Consider the following 25,418-nt stretch of genomic DNA (forward strand, 5'->3'; position numbering starts at 1 on the left):
TTTATAAATGATTGTTTAAAAAATATCTACTATTTTTTAGCAAGCATAACGCGTGTGCTGTAAAGCCCCTAAGCCATTCGCTTGTCTCATAAAGCGATCTTTAAACCAATCCAATTGTTCAACTTGTTTTAGACCAAAGTTACGTGCCCAAACAAACGGAAATAATTCTGAACTTTCTAACCAACCAATCGCAGACATACTGTGCATCATGGCATCATTCTGGCCTTTACGTTGGTGTTCATAGCGCAATAAAGTTTGCTCATTGGCCCACACACCGCGTTTTAAATCATGCAATAAAACATCACATAAAACTGCTGCATCCAAGCAACCGATATTTACGCCCTGACCTGCCAAAGGATGGATGACATGTGCTGCATCGCCAATCAAGGCTAAACCAGATTTGATATAACGCTGAGCTGCTCTTGCTTTAAGTGGGAATTGTGCTCTGGAACGGACCTCAACCACTTCACCCAACATATGTAGGCTTTCTTGCGTCAATAGTTGCATAAAGTCCTGATCGCTGAGTGCTGAATATTCATCGGCGTAATCATCTGGTAAAGTCCAGACAATCGACTGCCAATAGCCGTTCTCTTGTGGATCAAGACTCGCCATCGGCAAATAAGCCAATGGGCCTGTCGGTAGGAAAATTTGTCGTGCCACATAATGATTCGGCTGGGTGGTTTTAATCGCGCAACTGATGGCAGCCTGTTTGTAATCCAAAACATCTAAATCTATATAAGCTTGTTCGCGGACAAAAGAATTTGCACCATCTGCACCAATAAGTAACTTGGTTTTTAGTGTTGTGCCATCCGCCAATTGAATTGACCAACCTTGTGGAATCTGCTCAATCCGAATCACTTTGACTTGAGTACGATAATCATTGAGCTGCTGCAACATTTTTTGTTGAATCGCAACATTCAAGACACTTGGTTCAACCATTGAACCTAAAGCTTGATCTGCACGAGGTTGCTGTTCGGAAGCATGTCCAAAATTTATTTCACCATAACCATTTTTATTCCGGACCTGCATACCTGAATAAGGCATTTGGCGTGCTAAATCATTCCAAACGTCAACTGTCTTTAGTAGATGAATCGTTGCTTGACTTAAAGCCAACACCCGTGGATTCATCACGGCTAAAGTTTTGTCTTGATCAAGCACTGGTGCAGCATCCAATACTGTTGCTTGCACCCCACCTTGAGCCAACAATAAAGCGGTTAATCCACCGACTAAACCACCGCCAACAATCACAACATCTAAGATTTCACTCATGCTTTTAGTCCCATCGCATAATTGGCAACCAAAGGCTTAACGCCTGGAATCACATCAAATGCAATCAGACCTGTATTGCGTAATAATTTGAGGATTGGATTTTGATTACTGAAACCACGCACCACTGAATCACAGAACTTAATCACACGCTGCTGATCTGTTAAGCGTGCTTGCTCATAAGCCAATAAATTATCAGGATGACCAATATCATCAGACTTCGCTAACTGCTCTAGTAAATAACGAACCAATACATCGGCATCTCGCAAACACAAGTTAAAGCCTTGCCCTGCAACAGGATGAATTGTGTGTGCTGCATTACCCATCAGAACTACACGACCAACTGCCTGCTTGTGAGCCAGAACTTGTGACAATGGATAACTAAAACGTTTACCCGTTTTTTCAAATTTACCCGCACGATCGCCATAAGTTTCTTGTAGGGCATCCAAGAAGTGTTGATCATTTTCTTCACCCAACCATTCAGCTTCAGTACCTTTTTTAACTGGCCAAACGACAGAACGACGATATTCACCAGGTAAAGGCAATAATGCCAATGGTCCTAATGCGCTAAACCGCTCAAAACCAACCTGTTGATGAGGTTTAGAGGTTTGAACCGTTGTAACAATCGCAACTTGGTCATAATCATGTTCATCCACGCCCACACCAATTGCTTGACGGCAGAAAGAATCACGACCATCTGCTGCGATCACCAACTTCGATTTCAAGGAATGGATATATTCACCATTACGCATGGCTTCAATGTGAACCTCATCTGCATCTTGTGTCAGTGATGTCACTTGTACCCCATCAATTAATTCAATCAGAGGCTGCTGACGAACCTGGGTGAGTAATACTCGACCTAACCACGCATTTTCAATGACTTGCCCAAAGCTTTCTACTTTTTCTTGTTCTGCGACTAATCGTGCTTTACCAAAGCTACCCTGCTCAGTGATATGTACTTGCAGAATTGGGGTGGCATGTTGCTGTAAGGCTTCCCACAAACCTAATTTTTGGTAAATCTGCACGCTACGGCGTGACAAAGCGGTGTTACGCGCATCAAAACTTGAGTGATAAGGAGCAACATTTTCATCATCATAATTTGGATATTTCACAGCTTCTAATAGCTTTACGGCAATATTAGATTTTGCCAACATTAAAGCAAGGCTGAGTCCAACCATACCTCCACCGACAATGATGACTTGTTGCTGCATAATATTATTCCTTATCAGTTTTTCATGACTTGATGTTAAGGGTCTGTTGATATTTCATCTATGGTTGCGTTATAGGCTAAAACAACTTAAACGAGGCATGAAACGTAGGCAATGGCAACTCCTTGTCAAGTTTCATAACAAAGTTTAAGGAAGTTTTAGCCATAACCCTGTGGGACAGGGATATTTTTTGTCGCTACTGCGTTATGGCTTATTTATTTAGAATGACTAAATTTCATAAGCCATGCCTTGTATCACCTAAAAACATCCACTATCGCAAGCATTTATGAATTATCTACAGACCCTAGCCTATCTTACTCTAACTTAAATCGACAATGGAATTTGTACTTTGTTTGGTCTGTGTTTTATTTTAATTCGACAAATAAAAAAGGCTTATCCCAGAATAAGCCTTTAGATCAATATTTCTGACTTAACCAGCCATTAATTGCTCAATTTCTTCAACAGTTTTCACTACATTCTTAGTCAAAACCAACGGCCCATTTTCAGTGACTAAAACATCATCTTCGATACGAATCCCAATACCACGCCATTTCGCATCAACCGTTTCATCATCGGGTGCGACGTATAAACCAGGCTCAACGGTGACTACCATACCTGCTTCATAAGCACGCCAGTCTTCGCCATGCTTATATGCACCGACATCATGCACATCCATACCAAGCCAATGCCCAGTTCCATGCATAAAGAATTGACGGAATGCTTCGCTCTCAACCAACTCATCTACATTACCGCTCAGTAAGCCAAGATCAACCAAACCTTGAGTTAAAATTTTTACAGCGACTTCATGTGGATATTTGTAGTGATTGCCAATACGGGTTGCATCAATCGCAGCTAGTTGTGCATCTAATACAATATTGTAAAGTGCTTTTTGCTCAGGACTGAACTTACCATTGACTGGGAAAGTACGAGTGATATCAGATGCGTAGAATTCATATTCACAAGCAGCATCTATTAAAACCAAATCACCGTCTTTTAATGGTTTATTGTTTTCCACGTAATGCAAAATGCACGCATTCTCTCCACCACCGACAATACTATTGTAGGCTGGCACACAACCATTTTTACCAAAAATATAATTGAGTTCTGCTTCAAGTGCATACTCCATCATTTCTGGTTTTACGCTTTGCATGGCACGGGTATGCGCCTCTGCACTGATATTAGATGCGATCTGCATCAATTCAATTTCTTTTGCTGATTTTTTCAAGCGCATTTCATCAATAATTCGGTCTAACTGAATCATTTCAGCGGGTGCAGCACCACCACGACGCTGCTGTGCATCTGCTTTTTGAATCCATTGGCTGACACGTGCATCAAATTCCGCATTTTGGCCAATACGATAGTAAAGACGCTGTTTATTTAATAATTTGTCGATAATTTCTTCATCAAGCAGATCAATTGCATACGCTTCATCTGCATCATAGATTTCAATCGCACCATCAATCCCAGCACGATAACCATTCCAGATTTCCATCTCGCGATTACGTTCACGGCAGAACAAGCTATAGCTATATTCCTCGCCCTCTGCAAAGGTTTCGATTACCGCAACGGCTTCGGGTTCTGCAAACCCAGTCAGATAATAAAAACTACTGTCTGCACGATATTTATAATCCGCATCGCGATTACGATACATTTCTGCTCGCGTCGCAATAATGGCAATGCTGTTGCTGCCTATGTGTTGAGCAAGAAGATTACGGCGTTGTTTAAAATCGGCTTGACTTAATTTCATATTGTCCTTCTGATGAAGATGAATGATTGTAAGTATCTTTATTTATAAGAGCTTAAGGCACCGCCCGAGTTAACTCGGACGATGTGGGGTAAACATTTCAACGACATTTTGTGCATCGCCAATATCCCCCTGATTCTTACTTTTTGCATGAAAGTTTTGTAATAATGAGCTTTCGGCTACAGCAATCTTTTTACGGCCAATCGACAGACTCACAGGAATCAGGCGTACAAATTCATACAGTTCCTGATAGCTTTCCTCACCCTCTTCATCATTGTCCGAATCCTCAAACTCAACAGCTGCAACATCTTGTAAATGTTCAATCAGCTCTTGTTCTTCTGCACGAATATGACCAGAAGCCAAACCAAAACCAAGGACCACACCTGCACACCAATCCGCCAATGCCTGAACACGGTCTACAAGCAAATGAGTGTCGTCTGGCAACATCGGCAAATAATCTAACTCATCGTCAGACAAGGCATGAGAAACATCTTCGCTTTCGTCAGTTAAGCTTTCTAACGCCTCTTCCGATAATGCAGGAACATTTAAAGTATTTAAAATTTGTGACCATTCGTCTTTGGTTGGTGCTTGTGTGACACAAACTATACCTGTGAGTAATCCATGTAACTCACTTGGACTTGAAATTTCTTCAATCCCATCAAAATGAGCATTCCATTCCGTCCAACCTGAAATATCGTCTTGCATTCGTTTATCCAATCTCTATACTGCTGTATATATTACCTTTGATTGCAACTCTGTGCGACCTCGTTATGTTAGAACAATTACAGCGTCTACAAGCGCATATTGGTGTTTTAAAAACACGTTTACATCATTTAGAGCGAGAAAACACTTCGCTCACTGAGGCTAAAGCTTTAGCTGAAACTGATCATCATGCACAAGTTGTGCAGAAAAATAGCATCATCACGCAAAAGCAGGAAGAAGTTGATAACTTAACTGAACAACTGACTCAGTTACAAGATCAATTTAAACAACTGAATACTGATGCAACAACTTTGGCTGAACGTTATGGACGTTTAGAGAAAAGTACCACTGATCTTAAAAATCGCTTTCAGGAAATTCTGGCGGAACGTAATGATCTACGTGTCATCAAGGAAAAACTACAGGCACAGCAACGTCATAGCCAACAGGAAATTCAGGACTTGCAACAGGACCGTGATCGTTTGTTGCAGAAAAATGAGTTAGCAAAGTCTAAAGTTGAGGCGATTATCCAGCGCCTAGCCGTTCTTGGTACAGCCGAGGATCAACATGCACAAGAGATTCAGCAACTCGCCCATCCAAATGCTGAACTACAAGAGGAAAACTGATCATGAGTGAACAAGTGACAGTAGAACTTCGTTTAATTGAACAGACTTTCCGTTTAAACACGACTGAAGATAAACGTGAAGAATTAGAGCGTGCAGCTGAACTACTGAACCAAAAGTTTCATGACATGCGCCGTAATGCTCCTCGTGTAGAACATAACAAACTTGTGATTATGGTTGCACTGCAAATGGCTCAGGAAGTGTTTAGCCTGAATAAGTCTTTACAGGAATATGCCCATTGTGAACACCTGCTCCAGACCATTTTGGAAGATGTGGAACAGACTGTGTAGAAAAATACCTAAATGTTAAGATTATTTGCACAAAGCCCCATCAATTAATAATTATCTTTACAAGTAGCGATTGTCATCGTGTAAAGATCGGTTATACTAAAACTGTCTCTAGGGTGTTCGCCAGTACGTCCAGTCCCCTGCCGATACTTAAATTTATGGATGTGTTCTGTGTATTTTGAGTGTATGCCTGCCTCGAGTAGGAAACCCATTAAGTATACGTCACCTCCACCTTGAACTCATCGGGTTCAGGGTAACGACCATGCAGCGGCACCTCTGGAGCATTTTATTTTTAAAATCAATATAGGCAGAGTAAAACTTGAAGTGCGACATAAACCACCTAATTAATTTAAAGGGTTTATAGAGTATATAAAATTGTCATACTATCATCTTAGCTTTGAAGATCGTACTGCATTAATGCTTGAGTCAAGAAAAGAAAGCTTTTCAGCCAGAAAATTTGCTGAACTCATTAAAAGACATCCTGGTACGATCTAAAGATTCTATATTACAGGATATTAAAACTATTCATGAGCGCCCAACTGAAGTTCAAGAAAGAAAAATACCAGGTCATTGGGAAGCTAATTTAATTAAAGTTAAAGACAATAAAATTTCGATAGCAACACTTATTAAACGAAATACACGGCTCTGTATCTTGGCAACATTACCTGATGCAAAGGCAGAATCAGTGCGCAAGGCTTTAACTGAAGCTCTGAAATATTCACCTGCAGAACTGCGTAAAACGTTGACCTATGACCATAGAAAACATTACTCCAGAATTCAGTATATTTGATTGATATAAGTTCTCTATACCTAAAATAAAAAAGGCTTCATTATTGAAGCTCTTTTTATAGGAAATTAGCGCGCCAAGTTCTTAAACATATGTTTGAGAATTTCCATGGTTTTCTCAATCTGTAATGGTGTCAGACCATCAAAGGATTGCTCTAGAATAACGGAAGTGAGGTCATTGACCTTGGTGATCATTTCCTGACCTTTTTCGGTTAAATAAACGCGGGTAATTCGACCATCTTCTTTACAGGAATAAGTCTCAATAAATCCCTCATCCTTTAAGCGGTAAACAATTTTTGTTGTCGTCGACATTTTAGAAATGACCATATCTGAAAGCTCAGACACACTGGCATGAGGTTTTACATGTAATGCAATGAGAATGCGGCGGCGAGAGTTATCTAAACCATACTTTTTAAGTACGTTGTCAATGTTTTGAACATACTGGGCATTTACTTGAGAAATCCAGTAAAAAGGGGAGTCTTCCAAGTTAAATGAATCGGCTGTAGGTAAAAAACGCGCATATTTTTTAGGCATTACTTATTTCCTATGCTTTCTACATTGAGTTATATCGAATAACTCTAAGATTCCATGAAATGTCTATAATTTACCTGTTAGAAAAACCATGAAATCTGATTTTTCTATCATTCCATTTATAACAAATCTTCTTAAAGAAAGCTTTATACTCTCTTTATTATGAATAAGTAAACATCATATAAATCGTATTAAACTGTTATGAATGATGACCTTATAGCTAAATTCTAAAAATATTAGTACATGGAAACATCTGTAAAACCTGATTTCCTATGGTTTTAGATGTAATGATAAATTACGTATTCAGCTATAGTTACTCATTTTCTCCACTTGTGTTTTACAACTTCGCTATTTAGCTGATTTGTAGAACTGTTATATTGTAGAAAATAAATACAAATTATAACGTGACGTTTTTGCAAAAAATTCTGTCTAAAATGTCATAAATATACGAAATCAATATACTTATAAATAAATAACACTTGAAAATTTTCTTTATTCAATCATTTGAATTGAACATTTGGTTAAAATATGGCATTTAAAAAAACTCTATAAAAGTTGAATAAATACATTCTTTATCACATTCTTCGGGTAATTTTTGAGCTTTCATTTTTGAAAAAATAGGTAAGCGTCCGCTGAAGACACCCTAACTCAGCAAGCGATGCCTGCTTATGTGATTGATAATCAGACTAAAATTAAACAATAGCCATGGGGTTCAGCGGACGCTTACAGAAGAAATTATTTAGACCAATGATCAAAAACTTCATTGATGACTTTATTCTCGATAAAAATCATCTTCTACCACAGAGAGTCTATAAATAACAGTGCGTAAGTCCTATTTATTATCAATATTTAATTGTATTGGCAAAAAAACCTGCATTCTTAAAACCAACTCACACACATAGACCAAACGTAAAAGCATCGCTGAATTTAGTTGAGAAGTATCCAAAATTAAGCTGATTTGTCTAACTAAAAGGCTCATTCCCGCATCCTGTGCCAACTGTCGTTGCTGCTGTAGTATTTCAACCTGCGAAGCACTCAGCAACATACGCCCTGAACAACCAAGACCAAGCAATACCTCCAAAATCGGTTCACACACTTTCTGGCTCAAGCTGATTTGAGTTGAAGCAAATTTAGCTTGCTGCTGTTTTTTCTTCGCCAACAGTTGCTCAATACGTCCAACGATACTTTCTTTTAAAGTTTTTTTTGGTTCAGCCAATTGGTCAAAATCAAGGTTAAACAGTCGAGTCTTGCCATTTTGAGTGATTAATAAACTCATCGGTAATAAAACCAGTTGATGCCCTTTAATTTGGCAGTACGCAAAAATAGAGTGGACCTGTACCATTTGGGTACATAAGCGTTCAAGCTGACGAATTTTCTCTAAGTCTTGTGTTTTCCAGTCCAAACGCATATGCAATGTTGATCGGTTTTGGTCATAAACCGTCCACCATAAGCATTGTTCAATCTCATCTACTTTTGGGCTGTCATAAGCAGAGATATTAAGAAGTATCGTTTGATTAATTCCGTCTATAGTCTGTAACTGTTGCTGCCAATGCTGCTGTAATGTCTGCCAATCATTGAATCCGATCTGTTGGTAAAGACTAAAATCATCAATTTTACTTAGGCTATTTAAAGGCAAGGCACGACTTGTCCCTGCGGCAGATAACCGTCCATCTTCACCAAACCGAGGCTGTTGTAAACGTACTTTTTTCTGCATCAGTTGTTGAGCAGTTAACATCCAGATACTTTGCTGTGACCATGCATTATGACGGGTAAAGTTGGGATCATTATTTTCAGCACGCGCCAAAGTGACTTCAAAAGTTTTAGGATTTTCCAATTCTGAAAAATACAGGCTCATCCCACGTGCTCCCCCAAGCGTCCGCCACCAACGTGCGCCTAAAGGTAAAAGCTGCAAATCAGCTTGTTCTTCATCGAGCTGATAATGCTGTCGCAGCTTCCCTCTCAATTTTAATAGCTGTTCACCTTGTGCATGTTCCAACCGATAGAGATAAGCACTCATCTGTGCCAAATACAGTAGCGTATCATGTTCTGAACTGTGCTCATCACGATTTAACAGTCGGCCCACCTGCCCGCTGAGTTGTCTTAACATTGCAGCTAGACGTGGTAATGATTCACTTCGTGCGGACATATTGAGTAAATGCAGTTGACGTGCAGTCATCTCATTGACATGGGATAGACCAAATTCGAGTAACTGTGCCAGATCATCTTTTAATTCAACAATAAACTGGCGTTCACTCTCAGTTAAAATTGCAGGGTTCTCTGCTTCACGCAATTCCAGTTCAGCCCACAATTTTCCTTGCAGACGCTGAACTTCACTTAAAGCGGCTAGATAATAGGCTGATTGATCTTTTTCCAGATTAGACAGCATGCCTGTAAAACCAGCTCCTGCAACATAGATGATGTCCTCAGCCAAACTCCTAATTCGAATCTTTAAGCGATATTCTTCATCCAATAGATCGGTTTGCTGTTCTTGCTGCCAAAGACGAGCCAATTTAATCGCTTTTTGGGTTTGAGCTTTGCCTATTTTTTTGGCAAGTTGATTTAAATCAAATACAAGAATCTCTTCAATAAGATTGGGTTTATTTAAACTTACTTGAGGCTGTTCACTAAATGAAACAACCGAAATCTCAACCAATTCAGGTGTATCTTGTGTCTGATTTTCGATCTGTTGTTGAGCTGGGTTTTGTAAATGTTGTTGTAAATACAGCACTGCGGCAACGATATGCTTACATGCACCTGTTGCAGGACAAGTACATGATGCGTTGACTAAACCTGTAGCCGATAAACAAACTTGTTGACCATCACTTTCAATCGTGATCCGTTCAGCTTGTTCATTCTGTAAAATCACCTTTTCCGCTTCAATATCCTTTAAGGCACGGCGTACCAGCCCCGCATTGGCATAGGTTGCAAGGCTATCTTGATCATAAGCCAAATATTGTTGTTGCCAGCTCATTGCATCACCTCTGCCATCCATTCAGCAAAATGTTCAGGGGTTAAAGCTGCCACAGACATGCCGCGTTCATTCAGTTTTTGTGCCATCTGAATGTCATACACTGGATTTGCCTGTTCATCCAAAGCGGCCAAGCCCAGTAATTTTACCTGCTGGCTTTGCAAGCGACTGATCGCATTAAGCAAATGCGCCACTGAACCGCCCTCTTCAAAATCACTAATCAAAGTAAAAATGGTCCGATTGGGTTGAGTCACAAAACGTTCACAATAATTCACTGCTTTGGCAATGTCTGTTCCACCGCCCAACTGCACCGTTAGCAATACCTCAACAGGGTCATGCGCCATATGCGACAAGTCCACAATATTGGTATCAAATAATACGAGATAAACTTTAACAGCAGGTAAGCTCGCCAAAATACTGGCACAAATCGCGCTATACATCACCGAGTTCATCATCGAACCACTTTGATCGACACATAACACCACCGTCCAGGGTAAATGACGCTGTACCCGTGCATTGAAGAATGGCTGTTGAATAATCAGCTTATTTAGATCATGGTTATAATGTTTTAGATTTTCCCGAATGGTACGCCGCCAGTCGAAGTTCTGACTATTGGCAACCAATGAACGACGAAAACGGTTACGACGACCATGAATCGCATTGATAAAATTCGGTTTTAAGCGTGCAACAATCTGCTCCACCACCGTTTTAATGATCTCTCGAACAGCATCTCGGGTTTGTGCATTCATTCGCCCACGCATGGTCAATAATGCTTTTGCCAACTGTGGTGTCGGTTCCAGACTTTTTAAACTTTGTGGGTCTTTAAGCAAGGCATCTAACTGATACCGCTCAACTGCCTGGGTCTGTACACGCTCAAAGGTACTTTGTGGAAATAGTTTGCGTGCCTGATTGAGCCAGTTAATTGCAGTAAGTTGTGAATCATCAAGTGAACCATGACGTGATTCTCCTGCTACATGTCCGCGCTGTTCATACTCTCGGTTGTATAAATAATCAAGGGTTCGTTCCAAGCGAAGTTGTTCTGCATCGAGTTGTACCTGATTTAATGCTCGATCGCTATAACGACCTAAAATTAAACGCCAACGGGCTGCAAGGTCTTTAGAATTTGAATCACCCATTACGCTAACCAACCTTGTAAATTTTGATCGACTAAAAACTGCTGTAGCTGTTGATTCAACTGCACACCTTGCAACATTTCAGCCTGTGATACCTCACTCATATATTGAGAAATATCCAGACTTGAAACATCATTCAACTGTGCAATTTGTTCCGCAAAAGCTGCGGTTTCTTTTGGTTTAAAATAGGTAAATGCTTGGCGTAGATCAGGCAGAATCGCGACAAAAGTAGCTTCATCCCACTGCAATAAAAGCTGATTAAGTAACTTTGCCATAGCAGGATAACGCAATAATAATTCAGGGGCGCTTTGCATCATGCCAGATAGATAGGCCACTGCATGTTCAGGGCTTGCACCGATGCCAAAATGCTGCTGAATCGATTGTTGTAGGTTTTGTTCGGTCAAATCACCATCAATAAAACGTAAGGCATCCACTGCACCTGCCAATATATCTAGCTTTTGCCAATCGGTATGTAAACGCGCCAGGGTTTCATAGAACTGTGTCAACCAATCCGCTTCACCCTCCACTACGCGCTGAATCTGTTTAGACAAATTGCGTAACTGCAACACTTGATTGAGAATCTGCTGCTGTTGATCTGCGGGCGGCGTTGCCAATTGTGAAAGCAAAAACAAGGCACTTGGAATCACCTGTTCTAACAACCCTTTTAGTTCAGGCTGCTGTTGGAAAGCCAAAAAATCCTTACCTATCCATAAATTTAATAGTTTTTGCCCGCATTGAATGACCGAGTCCAGATCAGGATCATTGGGTAAATATTGTTGAATTTCGGCAAAAAGAATTGGAATTTGTTTATGTAATCCCATCAATGCTGCACGAATTAAAAGCTGTACTGCAAGATGAGAAGATCGCCCTTGTCCAGACTGAGAAAAAGTCTCTTTGAGTTGCAGTAACTTCTGTACTGCGATGGTATTGAGATCACTTCCTAATTCTGACAATCCAATCAATTGCGCTTCAACATGCGGAGTCCATGCATAGTCCCATTCTTCAAACAGCAAATGTAAACGTCCACCGCCCAAGAAATCAGGGCCACTAACTGATTTGGCAAAACCGACTTGTAAAAATTCCAGCAAATGCAAAAATCGACTGCGCAATCGATGTTTTTGATTACGGAATACATCCAGTTTCGTGCGTTTGCTGCTGGTTTCGTCTAGTTTAAAACGATGGATTTTGGCCAACTCATAAACTTGTGCCAAGAGTGGCGGCGTTTGAGTAGATTGAACCACCTGCCCTAAACGAGCCCCACTTAAAATCTGGCGCAGTAAATGCTGAAAGGCTTGCTGTCCCTCGTCTAAACTGCCTTTGACAAAACTACTCTGGCAAGCATCTATCAAGTCAAAACGGCTAATGAGATGATGCTCTCTTAAACTGGCTAACCTCATCGCCTGTTCAGTGGCATTTTTAATGGTAATAAAACTACTGTCCAGAATCTGCTGCTCACGCAATTGTCTTGAAAAGTCAGAAAGCAACTCAACAGTTAAGGCTTGCCGTTGTTCAACATCATTTGCAGAGTCATCCATCATTTGCTGCCAACAACGCTGATAAAAAGCGGGCGATGGCATACCTGAAGCATAACCATTTAAGGCATCAAGGCGATCAAAACTATAACGAATCAGCCAAGCTTGATCATTCTGATCAGCTGACTTTATTTTTTTGATCTTTTTTGGTTTTTCAGATAACAGTTGTTTAGCTAATTCCTCAATTAAAGCTAAAGTGTGGAAACCACCTGTAATAACACAGATTGTGCCCTTATTATTCTCATAGCACTCTAAAATGCTCTGCAACATACATTGTTCACGAACCAGAGAGGCATCAGCTTCCAAGACACTGTCTTCATAGTCCAGACGAGACATGGCACACCAGACCAGAACCTCATGAAAAAAGTTTTGCCAGTCATTCATCTCTTTTTTGGACTTTAGCTCAAATAGATGATCCCAAAGTTCATCATGGTTACGGCAATGCAACTTATGCACTAAAGCTTGTAAATACTGGCTATGCCCTAAATAGCGTTCTTGTTGTAAGCTTCGGCTTTGCCAAGTTTGTTTAGCAAAGGTTTGTAATTCATGCTCAACCTGACTGCTCCATGCCAAATCAATAAACTCAACCTGGGCATTAATTTCTGGCGCATAACGCAGCGCTGCCCATTCAGGTGAATAATCACAAAATGGATAATAGGCCGTACGGGTTTGTTTCTGCTCAACGGTTTCCCCATTTACAGCATCAACATTCTGTTCAATGATTTCGGTTTGACACAACACAGCCAATGGTGGCTGACTTTCTGGATGCTGTAAATCTGCAATTAAACGATTAAACGAACGTGGTGCCTCAATCAACACATGCCTAGCCTGCAACTGCTGTAAGGCTTGTAAAGTAGCGTAGGCACACGCTGGACTATGATGGCGAATTGGTAAAAAATGAATCCCCCTTTCAGCCAAATCCTTTTGCCATGCGAGGGCGTGTTGTAAGCGTTGAGGTATCGTCATTGCCAAAACGTCTTTCCAGCATCAAAAAAAGCTTTCCAAGTAGCATCCAGTTTCGCCCGTTCACGTGCCACATTATCCATATAAAAACGCATCCGTTTGGCATCATCTGCATTATCTTTGAGCACCACGCCAATCAACTGCCTCGCAATCGCAGCCCCACTCAAGGATTGATCACCCAGATAATAGCCCTCTAAAGCAGCAGCATAGGCAATATTCACCGCTTCCGCTGTCGACATCACCGCGTCAGGCGTTTTAATCGACGTACCATCTTTGGTTGTGCCTTGGCGTAACTCCTGGAAAACGGTGACCAGTAGATCGACCACAGATTCAGACATTTGAATCTGATCAGATAAATCGCCTAACTCACGTTTTAACTGAGTCAATACTAATTCACGCTCAAACACAGGATCGGCAATCGGGCGAACGGTTTCAAAATTAAAACGACGTTTCAATGCCGAGGACATCTCATGCACCCCCCGATCCCGCAAGTTGGCAGTGGCAATAATATTAAATCCTGCTTTGGCATAAACACGACCTTGCTCACCTAACTCAGGAATCATCATGGTCTTTTCAGACATCAATGAAACCAACACATCCTGAATTTCAGGTGGACAACGGGTGATTTCCTCAAAACGAATAATCTTGCCTTGTTGCATGGCTTGATACACAGGCGATGGCACCAAAGATTTTTCATTTGGACCCTCTGCAAGTAATAAGGCATAGTTCCATGAGTATTTTAAATGGTCTTCGGTTGTTCCCGCTGTCCCCTGAATGGTCAGTCCAGAATCACCGCTAATCGCAGCTGCTAACAACTCAGAAAGCATAGATTTTGCTGTACCAGGCTCGCCCACTAACATCAAACCTTGTTTTCCCAATAAAGTGACAATAGCTCGATCTACCAAGGCATCATCACCATAAAATTTACGGCTGATGGCAAGTTTTTCATCACCAAGAATAAATTGGCGTACTGCACGTGGTGAACGTAACCAACCTTGTGGCTTGGGTGCATGGTCATGCTCAGTTAATGTTGCCAGTTCTTCTGCAAAACGTTGTTCGGCACTGAGTTTAATAATGTCTTGTTGATTCATATTTTTACCATTTTCTACCACGGCGTTTTCTTCTGCCATTCAGGATCAAAACCAGAACATGCCTCAGCAACCTTTAAATAATCTGCATAGGTCTCAGCCAACAACACAGGGGGAACATCTGCCAGATTCATCCCACTGTCACGCCACGAACGCACATTTTTTTTCTCAAAACTCAGGTCATATAAAACGGCTGCAAGATTTTCTTCAGGCACATAGCTACCACTAAAACGAATCACCGCAGATAAACCGATTTGACTAAATGGCTTAAAGTAACTATCAAAGGAGCCGCCATCTTCAATCGAAGCACGTTGATAGCCCAGCTTAGTGATCACACCACGCAAGGTAAAGGTATCGGTTAACCAACCTTTACGATCTTCAATGATTTCAGCCTGTGCTTCAAAAACAGGAAGCTGGTGTGTCATTTGTTCAAACAGAAACTTCACTTTATAGTCTTTAAAATGTGCTTGCCATGCCTCAGCATCCTCAGCACTAATCAAAACCACATGCGCAATTTTAATCTGGCTATCTGCCGACAATTCAATTTCATCATCTTCCAGATTTAACAGACTGCCATCATCACTCGGACGGAAACTGTGTAGAATCTCACCCTCTGTAGAAATTTCCAACCAAACCAAACGTTGAATCAAACGCTTCATAATCGGATGTGCAAACAGGTATTCTTGCCAGTCTGCACTGCTCCATACACGTTCACTACACATCGCCTCATATAGACGCTGTGTCTGTAAATCAATGACCTGTTTAAATTCTTTCTTACTGCTGCTGAACAATGATTTCGCTTCCTTGATTAGGCTTTCATCATCGCCTTGTCGTGCAGCAGGTAGGCTTTTGATGATCTTGCCATCTTCATTTTTCAGTACAAATTTATCTTTTTCATCCACATAAGCAGTTAGAATCCGTGAACCATATTCTAAACTCAGTACACCCGCATCATCCAAACCTGCGGTCGGGATGGTACGATCTGCCAACTCATCACTGCTCCATTGATTACGCTCAGCAATTTGCTCAACCAGTTGTTTTGCCAGAGTTTGAACTGATGCAGTACGATAACGACGTGAAAGACTGAGCAGCAATTGAATCATGAGTGGATCATCACTGACTGAAAAACCACTCAACATTGCTTCAATTTGCGCACGACGTTGATAGTGTTGCTTCATATAATCCTGCAACAATTTCACCGCAACACTGCCTTGTGTTTTAAAGGTGAGTGCCAGCATGCCCTTACTTTTGATGGCAGAGCCTAAATAAATTGCCAGACGTTCACGTTTAATTTCCTCAACCACTTCTTCTAACGTGATGTGCTCATAACGTCCATAATATTCAGGGTACTTTTGTCCCCAACGCTTAAATGAGTCCTGATAGGATGCCAACCGACTTGGCGCTTCTTTAGTGGCAACCTCCATCGCCTCTTCTAAAGTTGGATTACGTGTATCCTGATAAATAAAGCTTTGTAGTAAATGTAGCGAAAATATCTGTTGACTCTTTTCATTCAACAGCCCCATATAACGCTGTAACAAGGCATTTGGAATCGGATCTTTTAATTTATCCGCTAAAATTACCCACCACTGAATAATTTTGGGATCAACTGTCGTTCCATCCTGCCATTGGACTTGAGGTAAATGCAGTAAATCAAACCAGATAAAGCTACTGGCAATTTTACCTTTTAGTCCTTTTTCAGCATCTTTCAGCAAACTTTCAGGTGAAAGATAACGACTGATATCTTCACCTAATTGCTCCAAAGCTGTCAGAATTGCAGCAATAACAACTTCTTTTTTCTCTTTTTCCAACAACGCATATAAGGCAGGCACAGCGGCTTGATGCTGTAAACGGGCCAACCATTCAATCGCGGTAATACGAATTTCCTGTTTACCATTTTCCAGCGCTTCAATCGCACGTAAATGGATATCAGGGAGTTTTCTCAATACTTCCTGAGCATCAAAACGTAAACGTTTTCCATCCCCCAGAGCAAACTCAAGTAAACGAGGAATAAACTGTTTTGGCAATTGTGGGAAACGTTGCAATACACCAATTGCATGTAAAGGCTCAAAACCATGGTAGCGTGATTCACTTTTATCAGGTGATAAACCCAATGCTTCAGCAATCAGATCAATATGCTCCACAAAAAATGGAACAACCTTGTCATCATCTGCAATATAACTACTCAAGTTTTCATAGTAATAGTTCTCTAAATAACTCTCGGCAATCATACGCGCAGGCTTTTCAAAACCCAACTGTTTCATCAACTGTTCAAGCTGACGCAACTCAAGATTTTCATAATGATGTGGTTTTAGCAAACTATTGAAAAGTTCATTCCAGTTAATCCAGTTTCGTCCGTGATAACTTAAACGTAGCGCATGTTCCAGACCATACTCAGGCAGATTTTGCAGCTTATTCTGGTGGGTCAGGATATTATAATGATCACCGTGTATCTGGGTTCTTTTCTTGCCATTAATTGTGGAAAACAACTGCTGGCTCATCTGCTCTATTTTGAGTTTTTGCAGGTCTTTGTAATTACTTTGCGCCCAAGTGCTTTTATAAGAGGCTGTTTTATTATCTTCGATTTCTTGCTCAGCACGTAGTCTGGCTTTTTCCAGTAATGCTTGATAGTTTTCCACAATGATTGGGATAAAACTTTCTGGAATATCCTGCGTTTCAATCGCCTTAATTTCAGGTAAGGTATAATCAACCTCAACCACCTGCTGCAAGCTCTCAAGCCGTTGTAAAGCAGCAATAATCAGCACTTGTACTGATTTTAATTTTTCACTGTCTGCGGCTTGTTGCAAAATGTCTCGGTTTTGCTCACCCAGACGCGCCAGTAAATCCGCCGCAAAACTGCGCTGTTTGCTCTCACCATTCAACAGAAAATGTTGCAAATATTGCTGACTTTCTGTCTGATTAAGCTGCGACAACAATACGGTTGCCTGTTCACGAACAGTTTTACTTGAACTAAGCGCAAGCATAATCATCAGCTCAGTTTGTTGTTGCAATAAGTCTGAATGTTGAGCAATAAATTCTAAAAAAATCCCCTGTGCTGCGGCAGACAGCTTCGGTAAAATCTCCCGAACCTGTTGGGCATGTTCATTGAAAAATACGACACTATCGGAAAGTTTAAATAAAACGTTAAGCTGATCATGGTGATAATTATTAACCCCATCTCGCTCAAATAAGGTTGCAATAAAACCCTCAATATTATTTTCAGGCTCAGATAAATACAGTTGTTTGAGTACTGCCAGTGTCCAAAGATCACGATGTGACTTTTTCTGGCGATCATCAAAACTTTGATGGTTAAAACTGGTTAATAAACCATCGACCAAAACGTAACCGAACCATACAGGGGTTTGTTTAGACAATTGAGAGTAATTTCGTTGTTGAGTGGCTGCTTCCAAAAACTTGCCATAACGGATAATCTGTTCGCTGCTGAGTTTTGAAAAAATATTGATATACAGCTTATAACGTGCGTTTTGGGAAGCTTTGCATAATTTCTCCTGAGCTTTAGTCAATTCTGAAGAGGGCCAAAACCAGCCATAAGTGCCAGGACTACCCAACAATGCACAGGCTTTATCTGTCGCTTGTTGTTGTAAGGTCATTAAAACTTCAGGGTTTTGTCCATTTACAATATAGTTTAAAACCTGATTCGGCAATGCTGCATCCACCTGTGCCAAAGGTTCAACAATTGTGTTGATTAAAGCCAAGGTTTCTGAATCCAATGAATTTTGCCCTTGTGGGTTGATCAACTGATTCACTTTATTCTTAATACTTTCAAACATTGAATGGCCTCTTATTTTCCCCAATTATTTACTTAATCTTTAATTTTAAAAAATATATATCTGGCTTTTATTAAAGATTCCTAATAACGCTATTCTACTCATCAATTATTATTCTTTATTTAATAAATTTAGGACTTACGCACTGTTATTTATAGACTCTCTGTGGTAGCAGATGATTTTTATCGAGAATAAAGTCATCAATGAAGTTTTTGATCATTGGTCTAAATAATTTCTTCTGCCAATGATATACATTTTCAAAGATCCCCTCAAACTGGTTCTTTTGTATCTCGACGTAGGCCATCAAGGCTGAAAAAATATGATTCAAAATCAGTTTAGATCGTCTTACTTGAAACTTTTCAATATGACAAACCTGTTTAATCACTCGGTGATATTGTTCTATTTTCCAATGACTTGAATGTAATTCATGAAAACCCTCAAAGGACAATAAATCATCTTCATCTTGATGCACAATATAAAACCTCTGCTGTTCTTTTAACTGAGTCTTAAATAATTGTACAAAGCCAAAATCTTTGAGCCAGACCACTTGACCCTGATGGAAATCTGGCAATAAACGCAGTTGAAACCATTGTCCTTTTTCTGGGGAAACCTTACGGTTACAGTCGATACCAAACATAAATCGAATACCATGTTTTCTTATGGTTTTTAGATTTGCAGTCGATGAATACCAACTATCACCTGTAATAAATTGAATCTTTGCACCCCAACTAAGTACTTCACTTAACATATCCATAAAGTAATCATTCTTGGTTTTACCCTCAGATTTGTCATAAATTCGGAAATTAATTGGAATATTTTGACCATTCTGATCTGTCGCATACAAGGTAATGAGATTAATACCCTTGACGGATCGGTGGTGTTTGCCTGACCAAAAATAGCTAACTAAGTCCATATGTTGACTATATGGTTTATCTAAAACAGTATCATCAATACTGACTATAAGTTTATTATTATCAATATGTTGAATTGCTTCTTGATATAGGTCGTGAGGTGTGTAGTCTTCACGCTCTAGAAAGCGATTTACACTATCATGCGAGATATTATAAGTCTCGGCAAGTTGTGTGCAGCTAATAGAGTTCGGTTCTGTCATGAGAAAGCCCATATAAATGGGTAATGTACAAGTTGCTGTAGAAGCATGTTTAGTTCGTCTGATCACAGATACTTTATAAACTATTTTAATACTTTTTTGAATCCGTCAATGCGTAAGTCCTAAATTGTAAACTTAAGACATTTAGGCGACAATTTATGTCGCACAACTCATCCTGCTTTCCATAAGAACCCGATCTAATTATTCAGTTCCATATTCAAGAATCTCGCCAAAATCGGGTATCATTCTTCAAAAGAAAATCATTTCAAATCTCATGAACCAGCTTTTAAACCCATTAAGAAAACAGCTTCGCCTAAAAAGAAAGCGACTTTCTCCTTATGAACAAAAGAAAGCTGAACAACAGGTTTTAAATCGACTCAGATATTTGCCACAGTTCAAGTCAGCCCAAAAAGTTGGCATGTATTTACACGCCTTTGGTGAAGTGCATACCCGAAAAATCATCCAGTTCTGTTTTCAAAAAAACAAGCAGGTCTATCTACCCATGATCTGTAATATGAACCAAAACCTGGTTTGGGTAAAAATCAGCTCCAATCAATATTTAAATAAACGTTTTTCCCATCATCCTCTCGGTATGAAAGAACCAATGGCAACGCGTGGGCAGCATGTTTCCACCCTGGATTTACTGATTATGCCTTTATTGGCCTGTGACCAGCTTGGAACGAGAATCGGTATGGGAGGTGGATTTTATGACCGTACTTTGGCAACTGCCCCACATCGTCCTTTTCGGCTGGGACTCGCCCATTCTTTTCAATATATAAATGAACCTTTATTCAGACAAAAATGGGATCAACCCATTGATGGATTATTAACCCCTCAAAATTTTTATTATTTCAAACGATAAATAGCTAATTTTATTAATTTTAACCGCCAATCTTGAGTAATTTAGTCTTTTTTTCATATTTTATAAATTAAAACCCTTGTAATTTTAAAAATGCACTTCACTATAAAAAACATGGCAACACCGTTGTCACTCATTAGGAGTGCCCATGTCTGAATATATTTTAAATAATGAATCAAGCTTAGAGCCACAGGTTCCAAGTGTATTACCACTATTAGCATTACGTGATGTTGTGGTCTATCCACACATGCAAATTGCGCTATTTGTGGGTCGTGAAAAATCGATCAATGCAGTGGATGTGGCTCGTAACGGTGACAATTTAGTATTTGTAGTTGCGCAAAAAGATTCGCTTACAGAAGAAATTGATCACGATAACCTCTATCAATATGGAACCGTGGCTAAAATCGTACAGGTCGTCAATCATGAAAATGATGAAAACTGCATTAAAGTACTGATTGAAGGTCTGCATCGTTCTAAATTAGAGCGCATTATTGATGGTGAAGAATACTTGACTGCCGAGCACAGTCTCAGTCCAATTACATTACCATTGGATGAGGAAGCTCAAGCAACTCGCTTAAACGAATTACGTACCCTATTCGCTCAATATGCTGAAGCGAAATTACGCAATGCACGTGAGCTTGTTGCAGCAGCTAATAAAATCGAAGACCTGTTACAACTGATGTTCTTCGTTGCGACCCGTGTGCCTTTAAACATTGAAGTGAAACAAAACTTTTTAGAGCACGACGAGTTTGAAGCGCATTTGCAAGAGTTGATGAGCTATTTGGTGAATCAATCTGCTGAACAGCAAATTGAACAAACGTTACATGACAGTGTTAAACGTCAAATGGAAAAGAACCAGCGTGAATACTTTCTAAATGAAAAAATGAAAGTTATTCAACGTGAGCTTTCCGATATGAATGGTGGTGCTGAGGATGACGTTGCGGAAATCGAGAAACGTCTTGCTGAAGCAGATTTACCTGAACATGTACGCAAAAAAGCTGAAGCTGAGTTCCGTAAACTCAAGGCAATGCAACCTGCATCCAGTGAAGCAGCCGTTGTTCGTAACTATCTAGAAGTCATTTTAGATACGCCTTGGAATAAGGCGAGCAAAGTCAGCATTAACTTGGCCAAAGCACAAGAGATTCTTGATGAAGATCACTACGGCTTAGATGACGTCAAAGATCGTATTGTTGAGTATCTGGCGGTTCAGTCGCGTGTTAAAAAACTCCGCGGGCCAATCTTGTGTTTAGTCGGCCCTCCAGGTGTAGGAAAAACTTCTCTTGGGGAATCAGTAGCGAAAGCGACTGGTCGTGAGTTTGTCCGCATGGCCCTCGGTGGCGTACGTGACGAAGCTGAAATCCGTGGTCACCGTCGTACCTATATCGGTGCGATGCCAGGTAAAATTGTACAGTCTTTAACGAAAGTTGGGGTTAAGAACCCACTGTTCTTACTCGACGAAATCGATAAGATGGCACAAGACTACCGCGGCGATCCTGCTTCTGCATTGCTTGAAGTGCTTGATCCATCACAGAACAGTAAGTTCAACGATCACTATTTAGATCTTGATCTGGACTTGTCTGAAGTGATGTTCATCTGTACTGCGAACAGCATGAATATTCCAGAAGCTTTACTGGATCGTATGGAAGTGATTCGTCTACCGGGTTATACCGAAGATGAAAAAGTGAATATTGCTGAGCGTTACTTAGTGCCGAAAGCCATTAAAAATAATGGTCTACGTGCAAAAGAACTGACTATTCATGAAGAAGCCATTCGCGACATCGTACAACGTTATACACGTGAAGCTGGTGTGCGTAGCCTTGAACGTGAAGTGTCTAAAATTGCACGTAAAGTTGTGAAAGAGGCGGTGAGCAAGAAGTCTAAAAACCTACAGGTTGATGTGACTTCTGCAAATCTTCCAGAATACCTGGGTCCACACAAGTTTGACTTTGGTGTTGCTGAAGATGAAGCGCAAGTGGGTCGTGTCAATGGCCTGGCTTGGACTTCGGTGGGTGGTGAGTTACTGACCATTGAAGTTGCTGCCGTAAAAGGTAAAGGTAAATTCATTACTACAGGTTCACTCGGTGATGTAATGAAAGAATCAATTACCGCAGCAATGACCGTGGTTCGTACACGTGCGGATGAATTGGGAATTGAATCATCTCGTTTCGATGAAACTGATGTCCATGTTCACTTACCTGAAGGTGCAACACCAAAAGATGGCCCATCAGCTGGTTTAGCCCTGACCACTGCCCTTGTATCGGCATTTACAGGTATTCCGATTCGTCCAGACATTGCCATGACAGGTGAAACAAGTCTTGGTGGTCGTGCGATGCGTATTGGTGGCTTGAAAGAAAAGCTTCTTGCGGCACACCGTGGTGGAATCAAGCTGGTCTTCATTCCACAGGATAACGTCCGTGACTTGGCTGAGATTCCAGAAAATGTGAAAGAAGGTTTAGAAATCAAAGCTGTGAAAAGCATTGATGAAATCCTGCCTTTGGCTTTGACGGATACACCAAAACCTTTGCCGAAAACACCGATTGTAAAACCAGTGGAAGAAGCAAAGGCTGCACGTCACTAATCCTTGAAAAAATTAAAGAGAGCTTCGGCTCTCTTTTTTTGTTACATATTTTGGTTGAAAAATAACCAGTATATTGCATAATGAAATGGAGTCGACAAAACAAAGGCCAAACTTGACTCATGAACTCATTTTAGTGCCATCTGAACTCCAGACAGATGGCACTTTGATCGCAGCTCATACGCATGTTGAGCTGCGTTTTTTATGGAGAGAATAATCCGCTATTTTGTATCTTTTATGACAAGATAAACCGTTTGCACCATCCCATGACAACCAGCAGCATTTATAATGTGCTGAATCTATCGATTTAAACAATCCTATGAAAATTCGTATTCTCACCATTGGTCAAAAAATGCCTGCCTGGGTACTCACTGGCTTTGAAGATTACTTCAAACGTATCCAGCCCTTTGTACAGACTCAGGTGATTGAGCTGCCTATGGCGAAACGTGGAAAAAATGACTCTGAGGCAGATATCCTAAAATACTGTCAAATTGAGGGTGAAAGTATTTTGAATGCCCTCAAGCCAAATGAGACATTGATCGCTTTAGAAGTCGGCGGGCGCGAACTCAGCACTGAAAAGCTGGCAGACACCATGAAGCAATGGATGCTAGAGGGCAATGACATCGCACTTGCCATTGGTGGCCCAGATGGCCATTCCGAAGCGGTACGTCAGGCAGCGGCCTGGCACTGGTCATTGTCCAAGCTCACCATGCCCCATCCCATGGTGCGTATCTTGCTTATTGAACAACTGTATCGTGCGATGAGCATTAACCATAACCATCCTTATCATCGGGCATAGCGCTATACTTGTTCTGATTTTAGAACAATATGTTGAAGTTTAACTACTGTCATTCCTTTAAAGAATTTGTCACGATAATCAGGTCTCTCCAATCAGGTGCGCTGTTATGAACTTGCAAACTTTACCAGGGTTATTTATCTCTCATGGTTCGCCAATGCTCGCACTTGATCCTGAGCAGGTTGGTCCTGCCCTATATCGCCTAAGCAGCAATCTGCCAAAGCCCAAGGCCATTGTGGTGATGTCAGCGCATTGGGAAAGTCAGGCGCTGGAAGTCAGCACCTCCACTCGACCACAAACCTGGCACGACTTTCGCGGCTTCCCACCTGAACTGTATCAGATTCATTACCCTGCGGCAGGCGCGCCAAAGTTGGCCGAGGAAATACTGAGTTTATTTGCAGAAGCAGATATTGCGGCCCACGCAAACAGCACCCGTCCACGCGATCACGGCGTATGGATGCCGTTGTTACATATGTATCCAGAGGCAGATATTCCTGTGATTGAAATTTCCCTGCCAATTCACATGAATGCGGATGAAATTTACAAAATCGGGCAAACGCTTGCACCATTACGTGATCAACAAATCCTGTTGATTGGTTCAGGCAGTATCACCCACAATCTGGCTGAGCTATCATGGCACAACCCTACAGATGTGCCGATCTGGGCCAGTACATTCAGAAATGCAGTGGTGAGCAAATTGACCCACCAGAACTATGATGCGGTGCTGGATTGGCCATCATTACCCTATGTCCAGCGCAACCATCCCACACTTGAACATTTTGCCCCACTGTTTTTTGCGATGGGGACAGGTCATCGTTTTACGATCGTACATAGCAGTTTTTCAATGGGTTCACTGGGCATGGATATTTATCGGTTTGATTAAAATTTCATATCGTAAAAAGGGACGGTCATCATCGTCCCATCCATAAGGCCATAATTGCTGGAATATTACAAATAAATACATTTAGCAAACTGAATACCTAAACGTACTACATGCTCTTTTTTAAGAATACTTTAAGCTTAACACTGTTATTTATTTACTGTCATTTTGAACATGAAAATCAAATATTTAGTTCTTGCCTTACTTCCACTTTCCCTAATAGCCTGCCAATCAGCACAAAATATAACTGACAGCGTAATTACACAATTGACATCCTCCCCGACCTAAAGGACGGGGATTCCTCCTGCGAGACGCTCATGTCCGAGCGCAAGAATATTCAGTGCGGAATTTACATCCCGATCATGGAGCGTACCGCACTCCATGCACTGCCATTCTCTTATTCCTAAGCCTGCTCTACCTTTCGGACTACTGGAGCGTGAGCCACAGCACGAGCAAGTTTGGGTGGTATACGATTCATTGACTTCTTCATACCATACCCCTGCGTTCTCGCATTTATACTTGAGCATGGTTCTTAGTGTTGTCCAACTTGCATCTAGCACTGATTTAGCTAATTTAGTTTGTGCGAG

18 protein-coding genes, 1 other RNA gene and 1 pseudogene are annotated in these 25,418 nt (G+C 40.8%); 8 read left to right on the plus strand and 12 right to left on the minus strand.

Annotated elements, in window-relative coordinates:
- Positions 1 to 36 precede the first annotated feature (36 nt).
- The 4 genes from F988_RS04225 to F988_RS04240 all read right to left on the minus strand — a co-directional run bounded on the left by F988_RS04225 (position 37) and on the right by F988_RS04240 (position 4,923).
- Positions 37 to 1,269, minus strand: a complete 1,233-nt coding sequence (locus tag F988_RS04225; protein ID WP_004681275.1) for an FAD-dependent monooxygenase — start codon at positions 1,267 to 1,269, stop codon at positions 37 to 39.
- Entirely contained in the window at positions 1,266 to 2,477 is a 1,212-nt protein-coding gene (gene ubiH, locus F988_RS04230; RefSeq protein WP_004681277.1) for a 2-octaprenyl-6-methoxyphenyl hydroxylase, read from the minus strand. The genes F988_RS04225 and ubiH overlap by 4 nt, the downstream gene beginning before the upstream one ends.
- 427 nt (positions 2,478 to 2,904) lie before the next feature.
- Positions 2,905 to 4,221: a Xaa-Pro aminopeptidase gene (gene pepP / locus F988_RS04235; RefSeq protein ID WP_004681279.1), complete on the minus strand. Its 1,317-nt coding sequence runs from the start codon at positions 4,219 to 4,221 to the stop codon at positions 2,905 to 2,907.
- Positions 4,222 to 4,290: 69 nt separating this feature from the next.
- Positions 4,291 to 4,923 (minus strand): UPF0149 family protein, encoded by a 633-nt coding sequence (locus F988_RS04240; protein WP_004681281.1) that lies wholly within the window; start codon positions 4,921 to 4,923, stop codon positions 4,291 to 4,293.
- A 65-nt stretch (positions 4,924 to 4,988) separates the two neighbouring features.
- Here F988_RS04240 and F988_RS04245 point away from each other — a divergent pair, with 65 nt between their 5' ends.
- From F988_RS04245 to F988_RS04255, 4 genes and pseudogenes are all read left to right on the plus strand, one after another.
- Entirely contained in the window at positions 4,989 to 5,543 is a 555-nt protein-coding gene (locus F988_RS04245; protein WP_004678101.1) for a hypothetical protein, read from the plus strand.
- A gap of 2 nt (positions 5,544 to 5,545) precedes the next feature.
- Positions 5,546 to 5,830, plus strand: coding sequence for a cell division protein ZapA (locus F988_RS04250; RefSeq protein ID WP_004678103.1), 285 nt, complete (start codon positions 5,546 to 5,548; stop codon positions 5,828 to 5,830).
- A gap of 102 nt (positions 5,831 to 5,932) precedes the next feature.
- Positions 5,933 to 6,114: non-coding RNA, 6S RNA (gene ssrS, locus F988_RS14380), on the plus strand.
- A gap of 73 nt (positions 6,115 to 6,187) precedes the next feature.
- Positions 6,188 to 6,599: pseudogene (locus tag F988_RS04255) on the plus strand (IS30 family transposase); the annotation flags it as partial.
- A gap of 83 nt (positions 6,600 to 6,682) precedes the next feature.
- Here the strand turns inward: F988_RS04255 and F988_RS04260 are convergent.
- The 7 genes from F988_RS04260 to F988_RS04290 form a co-directional block, all read right to left on the minus strand.
- Entirely contained in the window at positions 6,683 to 7,147 is a 465-nt protein-coding gene (locus F988_RS04260; RefSeq protein ID WP_004681284.1) for a MarR family winged helix-turn-helix transcriptional regulator, read from the minus strand.
- Positions 7,148 to 7,976: 829 nt separating this feature from the next.
- The gene (locus F988_RS04265) at positions 7,977 to 10,115 is read right to left on the minus strand and encodes an SWIM zinc finger family protein (RefSeq protein WP_004681286.1); all 2,139 of its coding nucleotides are present in this window, start codon (positions 10,113 to 10,115) and stop codon (positions 7,977 to 7,979) included.
- Positions 10,112 to 11,248, minus strand: a complete 1,137-nt coding sequence (locus F988_RS04270; protein ID WP_004681287.1) for a VWA domain-containing protein — start codon at positions 11,246 to 11,248, stop codon at positions 10,112 to 10,114. Before F988_RS04270 ends, F988_RS04265 begins: the two co-directional genes overlap by 4 nt.
- Positions 11,248 to 13,743 (minus strand): DUF5682 family protein, encoded by a 2,496-nt coding sequence (locus tag F988_RS04275; protein WP_004681288.1) that lies wholly within the window; start codon positions 13,741 to 13,743, stop codon positions 11,248 to 11,250. The genes F988_RS04270 and F988_RS04275 overlap by 1 nt, the downstream gene beginning before the upstream one ends.
- Positions 13,740 to 14,831, minus strand: a complete 1,092-nt coding sequence (locus F988_RS04280) for an ATP-binding protein (protein WP_033198088.1) — start codon at positions 14,829 to 14,831, stop codon at positions 13,740 to 13,742. The genes F988_RS04275 and F988_RS04280 overlap by 4 nt, the downstream gene beginning before the upstream one ends.
- A 14-nt stretch (positions 14,832 to 14,845) precedes the next feature.
- Positions 14,846 to 18,616: a DUF4132 domain-containing protein gene (locus F988_RS04285; RefSeq protein WP_004681291.1), complete on the minus strand. Its 3,771-nt coding sequence runs from the start codon at positions 18,614 to 18,616 to the stop codon at positions 14,846 to 14,848.
- A gap of 145 nt (positions 18,617 to 18,761) precedes the next feature.
- Positions 18,762 to 19,790, minus strand: a complete 1,029-nt coding sequence (locus tag F988_RS04290; protein WP_081399038.1) for an IS701 family transposase — start codon at positions 19,788 to 19,790, stop codon at positions 18,762 to 18,764.
- A 205-nt stretch (positions 19,791 to 19,995) separates the two neighbouring features.
- Between F988_RS04290 and F988_RS04295 the strand changes: the two genes are divergently transcribed.
- The 4 genes from F988_RS04295 (at position 19,996) to F988_RS04310 (ending at position 24,834) form a co-directional block, all read left to right on the plus strand.
- Positions 19,996 to 20,583: a 5-formyltetrahydrofolate cyclo-ligase gene (locus tag F988_RS04295; RefSeq protein WP_004681294.1), complete on the plus strand. Its 588-nt coding sequence runs from the start codon at positions 19,996 to 19,998 to the stop codon at positions 20,581 to 20,583.
- 145 nt (positions 20,584 to 20,728) lie between these two features.
- A complete protein-coding gene (gene lon, locus F988_RS04300; protein WP_004681296.1) occupies positions 20,729 to 23,158 on the plus strand; it encodes an endopeptidase La in 2,430 nt (809 codons plus the stop codon).
- A gap of 316 nt (positions 23,159 to 23,474) precedes the next feature.
- Complete coding sequence (gene rlmH / locus F988_RS04305) at positions 23,475 to 23,954, plus strand: 23S rRNA (pseudouridine(1915)-N(3))-methyltransferase RlmH (protein ID WP_004681298.1); 480 nt, start codon at positions 23,475 to 23,477, stop codon at positions 23,952 to 23,954.
- Between the two features lie 106 nt (positions 23,955 to 24,060).
- The gene (locus F988_RS04310) at positions 24,061 to 24,834 is read left to right on the plus strand and encodes a DODA-type extradiol aromatic ring-opening family dioxygenase (RefSeq protein WP_004681300.1); all 774 of its coding nucleotides are present in this window, start codon (positions 24,061 to 24,063) and stop codon (positions 24,832 to 24,834) included.
- Positions 24,835 to 25,115: 281 nt separating this feature from the next.
- Here F988_RS04310 and F988_RS15370 read toward each other — a convergent pair.
- The coding region (locus F988_RS15370; protein WP_228127716.1) for a transposase at positions 25,116 to 25,418 on the minus strand (303 nt) is incomplete at its 5' end.

Origin of the sequence: Acinetobacter parvus DSM 16617 = CIP 108168, assembly GCF_000368025.1 — a bacterium.
In the GTDB taxonomy this organism is placed as follows: Bacteria; Pseudomonadota; Gammaproteobacteria; order Pseudomonadales; family Moraxellaceae; genus Acinetobacter; species Acinetobacter parvus.